At 53.5% G+C, this 17,302-nt stretch carries 14 protein-coding genes and 1 pseudogene; 6 read left to right on the top strand and 9 right to left on the bottom strand.

The window, feature by feature from the left end; genetic code table 11:
• Positions 1 to 88: 88 nt before the first annotated feature.
• The 3 genes and pseudogenes from FUA23_RS07015 to FUA23_RS07005 form a co-directional block, all read left to right on the top strand.
• Positions 89 to 952 carry a universal stress protein gene (locus tag FUA23_RS07015; RefSeq protein ID WP_147930019.1) on the top strand — a complete coding sequence of 288 codons (864 nt, stop codon included), beginning with the start codon at positions 89 to 91 and terminating at the stop codon, positions 950 to 952.
• 69 nt (positions 953 to 1,021) lie between these two features.
• A complete protein-coding gene (locus FUA23_RS07010) occupies positions 1,022 to 1,228 on the top strand; it encodes a YgaP family membrane protein (protein ID WP_147930018.1) in 207 nt (68 codons plus the stop codon).
• A gap of 186 nt (positions 1,229 to 1,414) precedes the next feature.
• A pseudogene (locus FUA23_RS07005) lies at positions 1,415 to 1,915 on the top strand (phosphoketolase family protein); the annotation flags it as partial.
• A 32-nt stretch (positions 1,916 to 1,947) separates the two neighbouring features.
• On the opposite strand, the gene FUA23_RS07000 reads toward FUA23_RS07005, so the two are convergent.
• Positions 1,948 to 2,721: a hypothetical protein gene (locus tag FUA23_RS07000; RefSeq protein WP_147930017.1), complete on the bottom strand. Its 774-nt coding sequence runs from the start codon at positions 2,719 to 2,721 to the stop codon at positions 1,948 to 1,950.
• A 178-nt stretch (positions 2,722 to 2,899) separates the two neighbouring features.
• Between FUA23_RS07000 and FUA23_RS06995 the strand changes: the two genes are divergently transcribed.
• Positions 2,900 to 3,307: an OsmC family protein gene (locus tag FUA23_RS06995; protein WP_147930016.1), complete on the top strand. Its 408-nt coding sequence runs from the start codon at positions 2,900 to 2,902 to the stop codon at positions 3,305 to 3,307.
• A gap of 71 nt (positions 3,308 to 3,378) precedes the next feature.
• On the opposite strand, the gene FUA23_RS06990 is transcribed toward FUA23_RS06995, so the two are convergent.
• The 8 genes from FUA23_RS06990 to FUA23_RS06955 form a co-directional block, all read right to left on the bottom strand.
• A complete protein-coding gene (locus FUA23_RS06990) occupies positions 3,379 to 4,632 on the bottom strand; it encodes a cation:proton antiporter (RefSeq protein ID WP_147930015.1) in 1,254 nt (417 codons plus the stop codon).
• Positions 4,633 to 4,811: 179 nt separating this feature from the next.
• Positions 4,812 to 6,116: a TRAP transporter large permease gene (locus tag FUA23_RS06985; protein WP_187270922.1), complete on the bottom strand. Its 1,305-nt coding sequence runs from the start codon at positions 6,114 to 6,116 to the stop codon at positions 4,812 to 4,814.
• A complete protein-coding gene (locus FUA23_RS06980; RefSeq protein ID WP_147930014.1) occupies positions 6,106 to 6,573 on the bottom strand; it encodes a TRAP transporter small permease in 468 nt (155 codons plus the stop codon). Before FUA23_RS06980 ends, FUA23_RS06985 begins: the two co-directional genes overlap by 11 nt.
• A 47-nt stretch (positions 6,574 to 6,620) precedes the next feature.
• Positions 6,621 to 7,595 carry a TRAP transporter substrate-binding protein gene (locus FUA23_RS06975; RefSeq protein ID WP_147930013.1) on the bottom strand — a complete coding sequence of 325 codons (975 nt, stop codon included), beginning with the start codon at positions 7,593 to 7,595 and terminating at the stop codon, positions 6,621 to 6,623.
• Between the two features lie 5 nt (positions 7,596 to 7,600).
• Positions 7,601 to 9,013: a glucuronate isomerase gene (uxaC, locus tag FUA23_RS06970; protein WP_147930012.1), complete on the bottom strand. Its 1,413-nt coding sequence runs from the start codon at positions 9,011 to 9,013 to the stop codon at positions 7,601 to 7,603.
• A 32-nt stretch (positions 9,014 to 9,045) separates the two neighbouring features.
• Complete coding sequence (gene uxuA, locus FUA23_RS06965) at positions 9,046 to 10,218, bottom strand: mannonate dehydratase (RefSeq protein ID WP_147930011.1); 1,173 nt, start codon at positions 10,216 to 10,218, stop codon at positions 9,046 to 9,048.
• Positions 10,219 to 10,359: 141 nt separating this feature from the next.
• Positions 10,360 to 11,157: an SDR family oxidoreductase gene (locus tag FUA23_RS06960; RefSeq protein ID WP_147930010.1), complete on the bottom strand. Its 798-nt coding sequence runs from the start codon at positions 11,155 to 11,157 to the stop codon at positions 10,360 to 10,362.
• A gap of 132 nt (positions 11,158 to 11,289) precedes the next feature.
• Positions 11,290 to 12,261, bottom strand: coding sequence for a DUF4861 family protein (locus FUA23_RS06955; RefSeq protein ID WP_147930009.1), 972 nt, complete (start codon positions 12,259 to 12,261; stop codon positions 11,290 to 11,292).
• A gap of 404 nt (positions 12,262 to 12,665) precedes the next feature.
• Between FUA23_RS06955 and FUA23_RS06950 the strand changes: the two genes are divergently transcribed.
• Positions 12,666 to 15,770, top strand: coding sequence for a SusC/RagA family TonB-linked outer membrane protein (locus FUA23_RS06950; protein WP_147930008.1), 3,105 nt, complete (start codon positions 12,666 to 12,668; stop codon positions 15,768 to 15,770).
• 45 nt (positions 15,771 to 15,815) lie between these two features.
• Positions 15,816 to 17,285 (top strand): RagB/SusD family nutrient uptake outer membrane protein, encoded by a 1,470-nt coding sequence (locus tag FUA23_RS06945; RefSeq protein ID WP_147930007.1) that lies wholly within the window; start codon positions 15,816 to 15,818, stop codon positions 17,283 to 17,285.
• The last annotated feature ends 17 nt before the right edge of the window (positions 17,286 to 17,302 follow it).

The raw sequence follows: 17,302 nt of genomic DNA, 5'->3' as shown, positions 1-17,302 counted from the left end.
TGATTTTTATCATCGGTCGCTCTGATTCAGATCAGGACTTACCACGGGTGTTTGCCCCAATTTTGACGTATCACCAAACGACTTTACCATGCGCCGAGTTAATTCCATTCTGGTTCCCGTAGACTTTTCCAGGATTTCAGCCAATGCTTTCCGGTATGCACTCCGTTTAGCGGACCATCTGGATGCCAGCATCGATCTTCTACACGTAGTGCCTTCCTCAGATGGCAGCCTCGTGTCCATTTCGCTCAATTCGCAACTGATCGGGATCGGAAAAGACAAACTGACGGACATGTTTACCCGTGAAATGACGGCTGTAGCGACGAAGCTGGAACACGTTCCTGCCGTTCGCTCTTTCGCAAAAGAAGGAAACCTAAGGTCTGTTATCCGCCAGCACGTAAAGGAGGAACGCAACGACCTGATCGTGATGGGAACTCATAAAGAGAATGATGATGTGGACGACATCTTCGGTACCAATACTTCATTGCTGGTGAGCAATGCACCTTGTCCGGTACTGGCCGTGCCGGAAGGTTTCACTTTCCAGCCCCTGCAGTCGATTTGTTACGCTACCGACCTTTCCCACGTTGATGCATTCCACGCGGGGCACTTGCTGAAAGTCCTGCGGGTATTCCGCCCCCGACTGGATTTCGTTCACGTCAATACCGGTAAGTCCGGCAAAACGAAATTCAACATGGATTTGCTGCGGGACGTGTTCGACCGTCCGGATACCGGGGTGGACACCGGATTTCATATTCTGGAAGACGATGATGTTGCGGAAGAACTCTTCGAGTTCGCTGAAAAGGCCAAGTCGGACCTGGTCGTTATGCACCGACCCCGCCGGGGCTGGCTGGGGCGCCTGTTCGGCAAAAGCAATACGCGCGAAGCCGTGCTGGAAGCTACCATTCCCCTCCTTATCCTGCCTCAGGGAGAAGGGGAGGAGCCTGAAGTTGAATAGCCTCAGCGCTAACTTTATAAAACCAGGTTGTCGTACGCAATCCGTATCCACCACATAAATCTGTTTCCTATGAATACCAATATGAGTACTACCGACCGGATGCTGCGGATTGCCGCAGGCATCGCTTTAGTCATCCTCTTTTACACTGGTATTTTGGCTGGTACGCCAGGCATTATTGGCTTGGTGGTCGCGGTCGTTTTTCTGGGCACCGCCCTGCTGGGCAACTGCCCTTTGTACTCGTTAATCGGAGTGTGTACTTATTCAGGGGAAGACTGATTCTCAGACCCGCTCTTTAGCTGGTATAGCTTTTCGGGCGCGGCGCGCAGGTGCATAGGAAGCTCAATGGAGAGCAGTGCAGCGTTGAGGAGATTCCTTTTTTAGCTGCCACCACCTCTGCTCATAAAAACCTTTTCCGGCACCCGCGTTCGCGCCCACTAAACCTCAGCCTGATCCACCATGCCAATGAACCCAACCCCACAACACCTCGCCAGGATCGACGCTTACTGGCGGGCCGCCAATTATCTGTCGGTCGGTCAGATGTACCTGCGCCAGAACCCGTTGCTCCGCCGCCCACTGCAGGCGCCCGATCTCAAGCCCGTGCTGCTTGGGCACTGGGGAACGGCTCCTGGTCAGAACTTTATCTATGTTTACCTCAATGAAATAATTAAGCGCCACGAACTGGAGATGATTTATATTTCCGGCCCCGGGCACGCTGGCCAGGCCATGATCAGCTGCGCTTACCTTGAGGGCACCTACTCGGAAGTCTACCCGTCCTGTTCTCAGGACGAAGAGGGAATGGAGAGACTCTGTGCCCGGTTTTCCTTCCCCGGCGGTGTGTCCAGCCACGTCTCTCCGGAATGCCCCGGCTCCATCCACGAAGGGGGTGAGCTTGGCTATTCGCTGAGCCACGCCTTCGGCGCTGCTTTCGACAACCCAGAACTGATTGTTGCGTGTGTAATCGGCGCGCAGGTGCAACGATTGTTTTCAGGCACGTTTTACCGCGAAGGATCCGTTTCCAGCGGGGAAATTTTTAATCCTCCTTCTTTGGGGCTGCCAAACCTCCGGACAAGCCCCCACACCGCTGCGTCGGCAGCGTCTACGTAAGATTTGGTGAGGACATCGTCTTCTTGCTCGAGGGAGGCTTTGAGCTCACCCATCAGGCGGTCCAGCTGGTGGTGGGCCTGATCGAACGAGGTGGCATCTTCATCGGAAAAGAAGTATGTCGACGGCGAAGGGGAGTAGCTTCGGCTCTGGCGCCAGAGTGCGTGAGTCGCTTTGATCTGCCGATTGATCGCCCGCCAGTCGCGCGACGAAGCATCCTCCCTGCGGGAGGTGCGGCTTACCTCCATCCACGCCGCAAGGAATTCCTGAATGTTGACCACGTACAGTTCTCCGAATCCGGGAATGCGCGCCGCCCTCAATTCCTCCGTGGCGCGGTTCAGTTGAATCAGCGCTTGCTCCAGCTCTTCGCCGGAGATCGACGCTCGTACCTCCATGTAGTGCTGCTCCGCCCGGTCGAGGTGGAAGCGCAGGTCTTCGGTTTCGGTTTCCGAAAGCAAGGGGTAGCTGCTGGCGTCGAGCCCGGCAATGCTCTTCGTGAAATGCCGGGAAGCCTCTTCAGCGCCCTTCTGGTCATGGTGATGCAGCGCGTAAACGAGGTCTACGTAGTACATTTCGGCGGTGTGGGCGCTTTCGAGCGAGTCTTCCACACAACCGATGAGCAGGAGAAAGAAGAGGGGAGTGGCCAGGATGCGAAGGAAACGGTTCATAAAATGGATGGTTAAGTAGCTCCACAAAGTTGGGGCTCAGACAGGACTGTTTTGCTGATGCAACTCATCGTAGTGAGTGACCAAAATCATGGCCGTAACCAGTAGCTTGTCCTATTTTTCATTTCCGAAACCATACCCTAACGGGGCGGCCTGTTGGCCGCACCAAAAATGAAAGCTGATGAGCGTTGTAGAATACCATGTGTCCGGAAGTATTGACCCCAACCGGGAAGCCACCTATTCCGTAAAAAAGAGCAGCATGACGTTCGGTATCCTGAGCGATCAGGAAGACCTGCCCAATCCTGCAGAGTTGCTCCTCGGGGCGTTTGCTGCCTGCTGCCTGAAGAACGTACAGCGGTTCTCAACGCTCCTGGGCTACGATTATACAGCCGCCAAAATAGAAGTGAAGGGAGAGCGACAGGAGAAGCCCACCAAAATGATTGCCATCCGTTACATCATCCGGATTGAGAGCGTAGACGAAAAGCTCAACCTGAAGCTCCTGCACCGGAACCTCCGGAAATTCGGGACCATCTACAACACGCTGAAGGAAGTGTGCGATGTATCCGGAGAACTGATCGTTTCACCGTAAAGAGCCTTTTGCCTCCGAAAACGCCCTCTGGCACCTGCGGCCGCGCCCGATGGTACGCTGTTTGGTAGTGATCAGACCTCGTTCTTCTCGTGCAGGAACCGGCCGATGACGCCCTCGATGGTAAGCCCCTGAACGAGGATGGAAAACACAACGATGATGTAAGTGATGACCAGAAACATCTCCCGGTTCATCTCTTCCGAGAGGCTGAGTGCCAGGGCGATGGATATGCCGCCCCGCAGTCCGCCCCAAGTCATGATGGCTGTGGTGTGCGGAACAAAATCGAGCCGTTTCTCGAAGATTTTGACGGGCAGAAATAAGGCTGCGTAGCGACTAATCAGCGTGATCGGGATGACGATCAGCCCGGCGATGATGTAATCCGTTTTAAAGGTCAGGACCAGAATTTCCATCCCGATCAGGACGAACAGCACGGCGTTGAGCAGGATGTCGATCAGCTCCCAGAACTTGTCGACGTACAACTCGGTGGTCTCCGACATTGTGGCGTCCCGCACGCGATCGTCGCCCACCAGCAGCCCGGCCATCACCATAGCCAGCGGAGCCGAAAGGTGGAGCTGATCGGCGATCACCGTGCCGCCCATCACGGCGGCGAGGGTGATGATCACCTCGGTGCTGAAATCATCGATGGACTTGAGGAGACGGTAGGTGATCCACCCGATGATGAGCCCGAGCAAAATGCCTCCGCCAACTTCCTGGCCGAAAAGGCTGAGGATGTCGAGCGGCTCAATCGACGCGCCGGACGAAGAAGCAATCTGAAATAAAGTAAGGAACAAAACCACCCCGATGCCGTCGTTGAACAACGACTCTCCTACAATCTTGATCTCCAGCTTCTTCGGCGCTTTGGCCTTCTTCAGAATGCCCAGCACCGCGATGGGATCGGTAGGGGAGATGAGGGCCCCGAAGAGCAGGCAGTACGTGTAGTTGATCTGCTGGCCGAGCAACTGAAGCGTATAATACGTCGCAGTACCGATCAGAAAAGTGGACGTGACGACGCCGAGCGTCGCGAAGGCAATGATGGGCCAGCGCAGCTTTTTGAGTTCCTGAAAGTTGGTGTGCAACGCCCCGGCAAACAGCAGGAAGCTGAGCATGTAATCCATCAGCACCGTTTCGAAGTTGATCTCCCGGATCAGGCGGGCTTCGGCCATCAGCAGGGTGTCATCGAAAAAGCTGATGCCCCAAACGAACGCAGAGTACACGATCGTGATCGCCATCAGGCCGATGGTGGTGGGTAGCTTGAGGAAGCGGGCGTTGATGTAGCCGAATATCGCGGCCAGGAAGATCAGACCGGAGATGATGATGTAGTAGCTCATAAAGGGGGGAAAGACATGCTGTTGAACAAAAGTAAGGAAGTAAAGACGGGGCGACCTGAATCGTCCGCTACTCCTACAACCCGCCCTTTGCACCTGCGTTCGCGCCCGGCAGATATTTCGGCGCAAACGCAGGTGCAGCATTGGTTAAACAGCTCCGCTCTCCGGCGGGTGGGGTGAGTCTACAGCCCGAAAGCCCGGGGCAGCCACAGGGCGATGTCTTCAAAGAAGGTGATCAGCATCAGTACGAAGACCATCGCGCCCAGAAAGGGGAGGAGGGGCTTGATGACCTTTGAGACCGATATCTTGGCTACGCCCGCCCCGACGAACAGGATCGTACCTACCGGCGGCGTACAAAGCCCGATGCAGAGGTTGAGGACCATGATGATGCCGAAATGCACCGGGTCCATGCCCAGGCTGACCACCACGGGCAGGAAGATCGGGGTGAAGATCAGTACCGCCGGCGTCATGTCCATAAACGTACCTACCACCAGAAGGGTGAGGTTGATCAGCAGGAAAATGAGGATCGGATTGCTTACCGTGTCGAGTAGGAAGTCGGTCATCAGTTGCGGGATGCTCTCGAAAGAGAAGAGCCAGGACATCGCCATCGAGGTGCAGATCAGGAACATCACCACCGCCGTGGTTTTGGCGCTGGCAAGGATAATCTTCGGCAGCTGCTTCATCGTGATGGCTCCGTAGGCAAACCCGAGGATCAGCGCGTACAGAACTGCAATCGCCGCGGCTTCCGTGGCGGTGAAGATCCCTTTCACGATACCGCCGACGATCACGAACAGCATGAGCAAACTGAAGAAAGCCTTGCGGAAATCCTGCCAGACCGTGCTCAGCTTAACCCGTTCGCCGCTGGCGAATTTGCGTTTGCGGGCAATTACTGCCGCGACTACCATCAGGGCTACGCCCACGAGGATACCCGGCAGGTAGCCGGCGATGAACAGCGCCGCCACCGAGGCCGCGCCGCCACTCGCCAGTGCATACACAATCAGAACGTTGCTGGGCGGGATGAGCAGCCCGGTGGTGGAGGCAGTAATGTTCAGCGCGGCGCTGAAGGGGCGGGGGTAGCCCTCATCTTCCATCCGGTCGGTCATCACACTGCCGATGGCGGAGGCGGCCGCAACGGCCGAGCCGGAGATGGCCCCGAAAAGCATCGCCGCCAGGGTGTTCACGTACGCCAGTCCGCCGGGTAAACTCCCCACGAGCGATTTGGCAAAGTTGATCAGCCGGTTGGCTACGCCGCCCTGGTTCATCAGTTCTCCGGCCAGCACAAAAAAGGGGATGGCGAGCAGGGAAAAACTGTCGATACCGGTCGTCATCCGTTGTGATACGGTCGTTATGCCCGGCAGGAAAGCAATGTTCAACAGAATAGTCAGGGTCGTGGAAATTCCGATACTGTACGCTACGGGAACCCCGTAGCCGAGGAGTCCGAAAAAGCTGACAAACAGCAGGATGATACTGATGACTTCAATACTCATGGCGGCGGTAGTTGTAGATGGAAAAAAACATGATGAGCAGTCCGCTGACCGGGACAATTGCATAGACAAAGCCGAGGGGGACGTTCATGGCTGCAGAAAGCTGTCCGAGGCGCAGGGTGGTGTACACCAGGTTTCCGCCTCCGATCACCATTACGATGAAAGCGAAGACGAACATCAGGAGCTCGATCAGTTTTAAACGCTTGGCCCGGTCTGCGGGGCTGAGCTTGTTCAGCCAGTAGTCCATCGAGAGGTGTTCCCGCCGGCCGTTGAGGTACGCAGCTCCGAGAATAGTGAGCCAGATGAGCGCGAAGCGGGCAAATTCCTCGGTAAAGGAGAAGGACTGGTTGAGGACGTAGCGGCCAAATACCTGCCAAAGTACGTCCAGTACCAGGAGGCTGAAGATGAGAATCAAGAGAAACTCAATGGCCCTGTTCAGGTTTTGATAAAGTGATTTCATTGCATGATCGTTATTAAAAATAAACTGAGGAAAACCGGGGAGCCTGATTACTGCTCCTGAATCTCCTCCACTAGTTTCTTCATCATCGGGTCTTCGCTGAATTCGGCGAGCACGCCTTTTGAACTCTCGGCGAAGAGCTGTTTTTCCGGCTTGTATATTTCGACGCCTTCGGCGGCGAGTTTGGTCATACATTCAGCCACGTTTTTGCTCCAGAATACTTTCTGCGCCTGGGCTGATTCTTCTGCAGCGGCCATCACCCACTCTTGTTCCTGCTCGTTGAGCGTTTTCCAGAACTCGGTACCCATCACCAGTACGTCGGGTACGGATGTGTGCTCGTCGAGCGTGTAGTATTTGGCGATTTCGTAGTGGCCCGAGGTTACGAACGAGGGAGGGTTGTTCTCGGCGCCGTCTACCACGCCCTGTTCCAGGGCGGAGTATAACTCGCCGTAAGCCATTGGGGTGGCTGAGCCCCCCATCTCATTCACCATGTCTACCGACATCTGGTGGTTCATCACTCTTATCTTCATTCCCGCCAGGTCTTCCGGAGTTTTGATCGGCTTTTTAACGGTGTAAAAACTCCGGCTCCCGGCGTCGTAGAAGCAGAGCCCTTTGAGCAGGTAATCGCTCCCCGCCTTCAGGATGTCTTTGCCCGTTGCGCCTTCCAGGACCTTGAACATGTGTTCTTTGCTGCGAAAGAGATAGGGGGCACCGAGCACTTTGTATTCCGGCGCGAAGTTGGCCATCGTTGCGGTGCTGACTTTGGTCATCGCGATGCTTCCGATCTGCAGGAGCTCGAGGACTTCCCGTTCGGTACCGAGCTGACCGTCCGGAAATATTTTTACGTCCATCTCCCCCTGCGACCGTTTTCTAAGGCTTTCGGCGAAAACTTCTATGCCCTGGTGTACTGGGTGAGAAGTAGGGAGGGTGTGGGCCAGATACACGAATTTTTTGCCGCCGAGGTCCTGGCAACTGTGGAAGGAAAGGAGGCAGACAACGGCCAGTAAATACATGGAGTATCTCATACTGCTTAAGCTTTTTGCTGATGAAAATTGAAGTACGACCTGGCGTTGCGGTAGCAGATGTCCTTTACGGTGTTTCCCAGAAGTTCGAGGTCATTGGGCAGCAAGCCTTCGTGGACATCGTTGCCGAACTGGTTGCAGAGTATCCGCCGGAAGTATTCGTGACGGGGGAAGGATAGGAAACTCCGGCTGTCGGTCAGCATCCCCACGAAGCGGCTGAGCAGGCCCATGTTGGAAAGCGTATCGATTTGCTTTTCCATTCCGTCTTTTTGGTCGAGGAACCACCAGGCCGAGCCCCACTGAATCTTACCCGCAAGGCTGCCATCGTTGTAGTTGCCCGCCATGGTGGCGAAGAGTTCGTTGTCGCGCGGGTTCAGGTTGTACAGGATGGTTTTGGGCAGTTGGTGCTTCACGTCCAGCCCGTTGAGGAAGGATGACAGACCTTCTGCCTGCGCGAAATCGCCGATGCTGTCGCAGCCAACGTCGGCTCCGACCGACGAGAGCAGCCGGCTGTTGTTGTTACGGATGGGACCGAGGTGCAACTGCATTGTCCACCCACGTTGGTGGTACATCGTGGCCAGTTCGTGGAGTAGCGCCATCTGGAACTGCCGCTGCCCGGCGGGGGAGACCTCTTTCCCGGACCGCCGTTTTTCCATCATCGCGTCCAGGTTGGCCCCGGCGTAGCTGTCCGGAAACAGTTGACTGAGGCCGTGGTCGGAGAGTTGACACCCCAGTTCATGGAAGAAGTCGACCCTTGCTTCCAGAGCTGCCACCAGCTGGTCGAACGTCCTGATTTCGCTGCCGCTGATTGCTTCTAGCTTGTGCAGAAACTCCAGGTGATCGTCGGCTCCGATGGTGAGGAATTTATCGGGACGAAAGGTCGGCAGCATCATAAGGGCGCGGCCGCGGGTGCGGTGCTGTTGATGAAAGAGCAGGGAGTCGGTTGGGTGATCGGTAGTGCATACTACTTCCACTTTCATCTGCTCCAGCAGACCTACGCTGGTGTAACCGGACTGTTGCAGCTGTTGGGTGGTGGCGTCGTAGACGGCGTCGGCGTTGTCTCCCGAGAGCAGGTCGCTGATCCCGAAGTACCGTTGCAGTTCCAGGTGCGTCCAGTGGTAGAGCGGGTTGCGGATGGTTTTGGGTACAGTCTCGGCCCACTTCCGGAACTTTTCCCGGCCTGAGGCCGGGCCGGTAACGAAGTTTTCGTCGATGCCATTGGCGCGCATTGCGCGCCATTTGTAGTGGTCTCCGTTGAGCCATACTTCGGTGATGTCGGCAAACTTGTGGTCTGTGGCGATCTCTTCGGGAGAGAGGTGGTTGTGATAATCAATAATGGGCAGATCGGCGGCGTACTCGTGGTAGAGTTTTTCGGCCGTTGGTGTTTGCAGGAGGAAGTTTTCGTCCAGAAAGTTTTTCATTGTATTGGTTTTTCGGTCTGTACGGTAAGGGATTAATGTGACCGCAAAATTCCCAACTCCAGCCCCCGGAGTTCTGCCAGCCCCCGCAGCCTGCCGATGGCGGAGTACCCGGGATTGGTTTTTTTGTGTAAATCATCGAGCATCTTGTGTCCGTGGTCGGGTCGCATCGGGATGCTGACGTCCTGCTGCGCGGCAACGGTAAGCAATTCTTTCATGACGGCGTACATGTCTACGTCACCGTCGAGGTGATCTGCTTCGTAGAAGTTGCCCTCCGCGTCGCGTTTGGTTGCCCGCAGATGGATGAAATGGATGCGATCGCCCATACGTTTCACCATTCCGGCCAGGTCGTTGTCGGGGCGGGCACCGTAGGAGCCCGTACAGAAGCAAAGCCCGTTGGCGGGCAGGTCTACGGCATCGAGGATTGCCTGAGCGTCAGCTTCGGTACTCATGATGCGCGGCAGGCCGAGGAGGGGAAAGGGTGGGTCATCGGGGTGGATGGCCAGTTTCACCCCCGCATCCTGAGCAACGGGTACAGTCTCTTTAAGAAACGCGATCAGGTTATTGCGCAGGGTAGGGGCGTCGATACCTTCGTAGCTGTCCAGGATAGCCTGGAAGTTGGCGAGCGATTGCTGGCCTTCGGTCGTTCCGCCGGGTAACCCGGCGATGATGAAGCCCGTCAGGCGCTCCTGCTCGCTCGTGGTCATGGCGTCGAACCGGGTTTTGGCCGCTTGCCGGACGGGTTCGAGGTAGTCTTTTTCGGCTCCGGGCCGTTTGAGGATGAAGAGGTCGAACGCCGCGAAGGCGGCGTGTTCGAAGAACAAGGCCTCGCTACCGTCGGGGAGTTTGTGTTCCAGTTCGGTGCGGGTCCAGTCCATCACTGGCATGAAGTTGTAGGTCACGATGGCGATGCCGCAGGATGCAAGGTTGCGGATACTGGCTTTGTAGTTCTCTATATACTGAAGGTAGTTGCCCGAGCGCCGTTTGATGTCTTCATGGACGGGGATGCTCTCTACTACCGACCAGTTGAGGCCTGCGGCCTCAATCATTCGCTTACGCTCCATAATCGAGGCTACGGACCACTCTTCTCCGTTTGGTATCTGGTGGAGAGCCGATACAACACCGGTGGCTCCGGCCTGCCGCACGTCGGTTAGACTGACGGGATCGTTGGGGCCGTACCAGCGCCAGGTTTGTTCCAGGTTTTTCATTGTTGTTGGTTGAAAGTCTTGTTGGTTTTACCGACATGTCGACTTGTGTATAAGTCGACAAATCGACATGTCGATATATCCGAGTTGTGTTTAAACATGTACCTGCTCCGCCACAAGGCCGGCAGGTATTATTCCTCTCTGCTATACTCCGCAAAAAGCGCTGAATCCACCGTCCACCGGCACTACGATTCCGTTGACAAAAGAGGACTGGTCGTCGCAAAGCCACAGCAGGGTACTCATCAGTTCTTCCGGCTTGCCGAATCGCTTGAGTGGCGTCTGGCTGATAATGGTGTTGCCTCTTGCGGTCAGGCTACCGTCTTCTTCCAGCAAAAGCCGGCGGTTTTGCTCGGCGATGAAGAAGCCCGGAGCGATCGCGTTCACCCGGATGCCTTCGCCGTATTTAGCGGCGAGTTCTACCGCCAGCCAGCGGGTGAAATTGTCTACCGCAGCTTTCGCTGCGGAGTAGCCGACTACCCGTGAAATCGGCAGCAATGCTGCCATTGAGGAAATGTTGACGATGCAGCCATTGCCCTGGGCTACCATCGGCTTCGCGAAAGCAATGCTGGGGATGACGGTACCCAAAAGGTTGAGATCGTTGACTTTACGGAAGTCGTCGATGCCCAGTTCGAAGATCGAACTGTCGGGGCCAACGGTGGCTCCCGGCCGGTTTCCTCCGGCCCCGTTGACGAGTATGTCTACCCGGCCTGCTTTGCTCATCACTTCTTCCACTGCACCTGCGACCGCGCCCTCGTCAAGTACATCGCATCGGATGGCTTCGATCGTAAGGCCCTGCCGGGCAAAATCCGCAACTACTTCTGCCGACTTTTCGGCATTCCGGCCTAGAATGAATACCCGCGCGCCAGCGCCCGCAAGACATTTTACGAAGGCATTGCCCAGTGTTCCGTTTCCGCCGGTTATCACGGCTACTTTGTTTTTCATATTGTACTTTTACTAGAGTGGTAAGTTAGAGACCGCGCATAGATAAACAGGTACTTCGCCTGAACTTACTTGTAAGCATTTTCCACTCAGGAGACACCGCAGTTCCAGGACGAAGGGCTGCCCAAAGTAGTTTTACTTTGTTGCAGCTTCTACCATCTCTTTAAAGTCGGTGGCGTTTGTTGTCTGACTCTGGTCGCGTTCCCAAACCGCCATAAAGCGATAGCTAACCTTTTCGGTCGCATCGAAAACAAGCAGGTGACTGAGTTCGTCCTCAATAGCCTGAGGTCCGTATTCTGCCTTTGCCATTACGGCCATGCCCATACCTTCTTTGTGGAAGCTCTGTTTGCCCCAGTTCATCAGGTAGTCAAAACCGTTGGCCGTGCCGGACGTAACCTCCGGCAGGAGGCTGACAATCCCGGTCGCGAACCGCATTCCGTCTGGCAACTTCACTCCCTCCGGCATATATAAGTCGATAGTGGAATAGTAATCTCCTGCTTCTATGGTCCAGTCTTGTACAATGTCCATTGTTTTTCCACCGATCAGGAGGCCTTTGAAGGTCGTCCGGATCATGGATTTTTCTCCGCCCGTCTCGATCACTTCAATGGTCTTGGTGTCGCAGTTGGAAAAGGTATACACACTGTCCTGGAAATATACCGCAGGGCTGCCGAGCCCCAGAGAGTTGCCTACCTTAAGAATATCAGACCCCCAATCCATGATGTCGTGGTATTTCCAGCTTACGGTATCCATCACCAGGTCAGGAACTCTCTTGCCATAAATATCGAAACGGTGACGACTGTCGGCGTAAAAACGGTAGGCGACCTTGTCGTTCTCTAGTACGGGGCCTTCAAACATGACCCATTTATTTTGCGGGGGCAGGTCGGAGGGTATCGTAACTTGTTTACGTTGCTGGTAGGGGCCGTCTACTTTGTTCTTATCGTTGAGATCGAACGGCATCTTTTGGATCAGCAATAAGGCCTGAGTTAGGTGAGAACCGGTGTCAGGTTGTTCGGTATCGCTGTTCCCGGTCGGATTTGAAGGCTGGCAGCCACAGGTAATCGCAACCAGAAAAAGGAGGCTGCAGCAGTTTTGTAAAAAGGATTGCATGATGATAAGTTGAGAACTGTATCGTAAAAACAACAGAATGATAAGGCGAATATAGGAAATTCTGTGTCATTTGAACACACTTAATGTTTTTGATTACATTTTTAGTGATGTAGTCCTTGATTTCAGGGTCTCGGTTGTGCTCTGAAAATGGTGGCTTTTACTTGGTCCTGATTGAACCCAATTTTCAACAAGTGTGTCTATTTGACACAAAAAGCAGCGATGAAAACACAATTTTAACACTTAAAATGCATGTTTTTTTCGCCGCCAGAAGCGAAAACAGGATGGTACAGGATGGTTTGGAAAGCTCATTTTTATTTGCTTTACGACCATAACGGAGGAATTCGGGTAAATTCGAAGCCCTTGGTTTATGATACTTTTTCAGTTTTATTTCAAATCACTAGGTCATGCAAAATGAATTAAAGTCGACTCCTGACCGGAGGCGAAAATCGGGAGGTTTCTTCCTCCGTACCATAGCATTCGGTTGCTTTTTCCTTCTCAGTTTTATCGTCGGAGCCCAGGAAAGGGTGAGTGGAACGGTAACTTCCGGAGACGGTGAACCGCTCATTGGGGTGAGTGTAATCCAGATTGGTACTACCAGCGGAGCAGTCACGGATATCGATGGAAGCTATTCCTTCACCCTTGTCTCGGGCAAGGAGAAAACAATCCGCTTTTCGTACACTGGCTTTGCGTCTCAGGAAATCGAAGTTGGCACCCAAACGGTAATCGACGTAACACTCGAGAGCGATGCGGAACTACTGGAAGAAATCGTTGTAATCGGCTACGGGACGGAGCGCAAGCGGGATGTTCTTGGATCGATCGCATCCATCAAGACGGAGGACATTGCCCAGAACACACCCGTAAGTGCTTTTGATGCAATTCAGGGCCGTTTATCCGGTGTCCAGATTACTGGCGGCGGTGGTCCGGGAGAGGGAACGGATATCCGTATCCGGGGTACTTCAACCTTATCCGGTGGCGTCGGCCCGTTGTATGTAGTAGACGGGCAACAGCTGGAGAACATAGACAATCTGGACCCAAACAGCATTGCTTCAATAGAAGTCTTGAAAGATGGTGCTTCGGCAGCTATTTATGGCTCTAAATCAGCCAACGGTGTGGTTATCATCACAACTAAAAAAGGAGAAAGCGGGAAGGTTTCCGTTGAGGTGACTCACAACACGACCGTTGGGGAGCTTTACCGTCTTCTTCCTGTAGCTAATACGCGCCAGCGCCAACTCTTCGAAACCGGCCGGAACGGCGGGGAACCGAGTGATACAGACGCAGACTCCCTCAGTACCCGTTTTCAACAACAGGTTGATATTCAGGACTTGCTGACGCAGACGGCTGTTCGTAACCAGACGAATCTCGCTGTCAGTGGTGGTGGTGAAAAAACTAAATTCTACTGGAATACCGGTTTTCTGGACGAAGAAGGAATCGTTTTCAATAGCTCTTACCGCCGGTACAACACCAATCTTACCGTAGACTTTAACCTGGGGAAGAAGTTTAGTGCAGGAACGCGTCTGAATGCTTCTTACGAGTTTCGTAAAGGTCTCAATGAAAGTTCCGTGTTCCGCCAACTGGCAGAACGCCCTGCCTACCTGCCTGTACGCGATTTTAACGGAGACCTGTTCCCTGAGACATTCGGCCGGCAGAACCCCGTTGCCGAAGCACTCGAAACGCGCCGTGATGATCGCAACTTCCGGACAAACCTCTTCAACTTCCTTGAGTTTAAGATTACACCGGAGTTAAGCCTCCGGTCTACCGTAGGTGTGAACTTCCGCCTACGGAAGCGGAACAATTTCGATCCGCTCATCGTACAACGCCCCGGCAACCCGGCTACGGGCTCAGAGCTCCAGGATCTTACTCACGATATTCAGCAGGAAAATTACCTGACTTACAAGAAGAATTTTGGGAAGCATAGCATTTCGGCTTTGGCCGGAACACAAATCCAGAAGTGGAACATCGAGTTTTCCCGCCTTCAGGCTGTATCTTTTGCATCGGATCTGGTGGAAACCTTCAACAACGTTGCTGAGCTAAACCTCGCAAATACTACATCAACCCGCCAGGGCCATGCGCTGGCTTCGTTCTATGGCCGCCTGAGCTACAATTTCGATGGTAAGTACCTCATTGCGGGTACTGTACGTCGAGATGGCTCATCTCGGTTTGGTTCCGACCGTCGTTACGGCAACTTTCCTTCTGTTTCTGCTGGTTGGCGCGTTTCGGCCGAACCTTTTTGGGATGGTCTGCGTAGCACGATCTCAGACTTCAAGTTACGTGTAGGCTACGCCGTAACGGGTAACGAAAGGATCGGAAATTATGATGCACGTCTTCTTTACAGTCCTGGTTTTATCTATAACGGTGTAAACGGGGTTGCCCCGACGCAGCTGTCTAACCCGGCCCTGGGCTGGGAAAGCACCAAGCAGGTCAACTATGGTGTAGATCTGGAATTCTTCAATGGTCGCGCTGCAGCAACTATAGATGTTTACCGAAAAACCACCGATGATCTGCTTTATAATGTACCCCTTCCCGAAGAGTCCGGCTTTGGTGGCGTAATTCAAAATATTGGCTCGATTGAAAACTCTGGTGTTGAGCTCACGCTTAGCGGTACGCCCATCAATACCGGCAAGTTCAAATGGTTCACCAGCTTCAACATCGCTACCAATGACAATAAGGTACTGGACCTCGCTGACGATGATGGCTTCGAGTCGGGTAACTTTATCATCAAGGAAGGTGAGCCACTTGGTAACATGTTTGGCTATGTGTACAATGGCGTGTTTGCCTACGATGAATCAAATGCATTCACAAACGAAGGTGTGCAGTTAACGCCCAATTTCGATGATGCCGGAGGCTTTGTGAACTATACCCTCAATGGTGCTGAATTTACCGGTGAAGTAAACCAGCTCCGCTTCGGTAATACCGTTCTTCGGGGTGGAGACATCATTTGGGATGATCTGGATGGTGACTTTACTATCAACTCGTTTGACCGTCAGGTGATCGGAAACGGCTACGCAGACGTATTCGGTGGTTTTTTCAATGAATTCACCTACGCCGGCGTGTCCCTTTCCTTTCTGTTCGACTATAACTTCGGCAATGACATCTTCCGCGCTTACGATCAGCTCAGAAACTATAATAACTCCTTTGGCCGTACCCCAAGCCCCGAACGCATCGAAGGTGCGTGGACTCAGCAAGGAGACGTGACGGAATGGCCAAGTATGGACCGTCGCCGTCCACAAAACCGTATAAACCCCAGTTCTCAAATGGTTAGCTCCGGTGATTTTATCAAGCTGCGTAGTATCCGTGCCGGATACACCCTGCCGAAATCACTATTGAGTAAAGCCGACTGGATCAGCAATGTGCGCATCACCCTGGCGGTGAACAATCCTGTAACCTGGACGGAATACACCGGCTACAACCCCGAAATTAATACTCGTGGAAATGCCCTTCAGCCAGGTTATGACTTCCTTCGTTACCCCAGTAAAACCGAATACATCTTCGGTATTCAGGCACGCTTTTAAGTCAACCTGTCGCACCCATTAGTTAACGCTGATAAGTAAACAAAAATGAAATATTTAAACAAAGTACTTTCGGTACTCGCTATTATATCTTTATCACTGGGCTTCGTTTCCTGTGACGAATTCCTTGACGAACAACCGTTTTCACAGGTTGGAGAAACACAGTTCTGGCAAACTGCTGGTGACGTGGAAAGCGGTATCGCTGCGACCTATGACGCCATGCAGCAAGCTTACCGCACAAAGCATTATTTGTGGGGAGAGTTCCGCAGCGACAATCACATCGCCAGTGACCGTGTGTCCGGGGCTAACAGTGAACTCGTGACCAATAACCTTACCCCAGGTAATTCCAGTGTGCTGCGATGGAATGATCTGTACCTCATGATCGGCCGGGCGAACCTGGCTATTCAGCAAATCCCCGACATTTCGGGAGTTGACGACAACCTCTTGGGAGAAGCATACGCCATGCGCGCTTACGCTTACTTCGACGCGGTGCGTGTTTGGGGTAGTGCTCCGCTGTACACTGAACCTGTTACCGGTCTGGATCAGGACCTCAAGCGGCCCCAAACCGACGGGCAGACGCTACTCAACGATGTCGTCATTCCCGATATGCTGCGTGCAGAAGAATTGATCTCCATCCCTTCACGCGAATTCCGCTTTTCAAAAGCCAGTGTGTTAGCCTTCCAGGCCCACGTATACATGTGGATAAAAGACTATGCCAAGGCTAACGAAGCAATGCAGAAACTGATTGATCTCAATGAATACTCTTTGGTCACAAGTGAAAGTGCCTGGCAGGAATTGTTCCTCAATGACCTCAATTTAGGAAAGTTCCAGACGGGCCCTGAACTCATTTTCAGCATACGTTACGATATCCTTGAGGATGGTAACGGAGCTTCGGGTATTTACTCCCTCTTCTTCGCGGGTGTTCCCTCTTTCTTTATTTCTCCTCAGGCAGAATTTAAGTGGATCGAAAAATTCCCCGTTACGGTTGAAGATTGGACCGCTAAATACCCTGATTTTGATCCGCCTATGGTGGTGGTGGGAGCCGATACTCTGATCGGAGATTATCGTTACTATCTCACACGAGAAGACCGGTCGATTGGCGAAGCCCGGGTGGCCAAGTACAACAAGATCAACTTCAGCAACAACGATGATGATACTAACATCTCTGTATACCGCTACGCTGGTATCCTGTTGCTGAAAGCCCTGGCCGAAAACAGGTTGGACAACCCGGAGGCCGCCGCTGCCCTCGTCACACAGGTCCGTAACGCCCGAGGATTGCCCCCGGTCACAGTAGAAGATATGGGAGACGATATGGACGGCCGTGAAAACTTTATCCTCGATGAGCGCCAGTTTGAACTCTTTGCCGAAGGTGATCGCTGGTGGGATTTGCGTATGACCGACAAGGTGAACGTAGCACTGGATACCATCGGACAGGTAACGGATGAACGCCTGCTGTTCCCTGTATGGGAAGGCCACCTGATCGATAACGAAAACCTGACGCAGAACCCCGGCTACTAACTAAGGACCCGCTTTTA

The organism is Neolewinella aurantiaca, assembly GCF_008014675.1.
Taxonomy (GTDB): domain Bacteria; phylum Bacteroidota; class Bacteroidia; order Chitinophagales; family Saprospiraceae; genus Neolewinella; species Neolewinella aurantiaca.
Note: the sequence above shows the minus strand (reverse complement) of the source record. Positions and strands in the feature narration are given on the sequence as shown.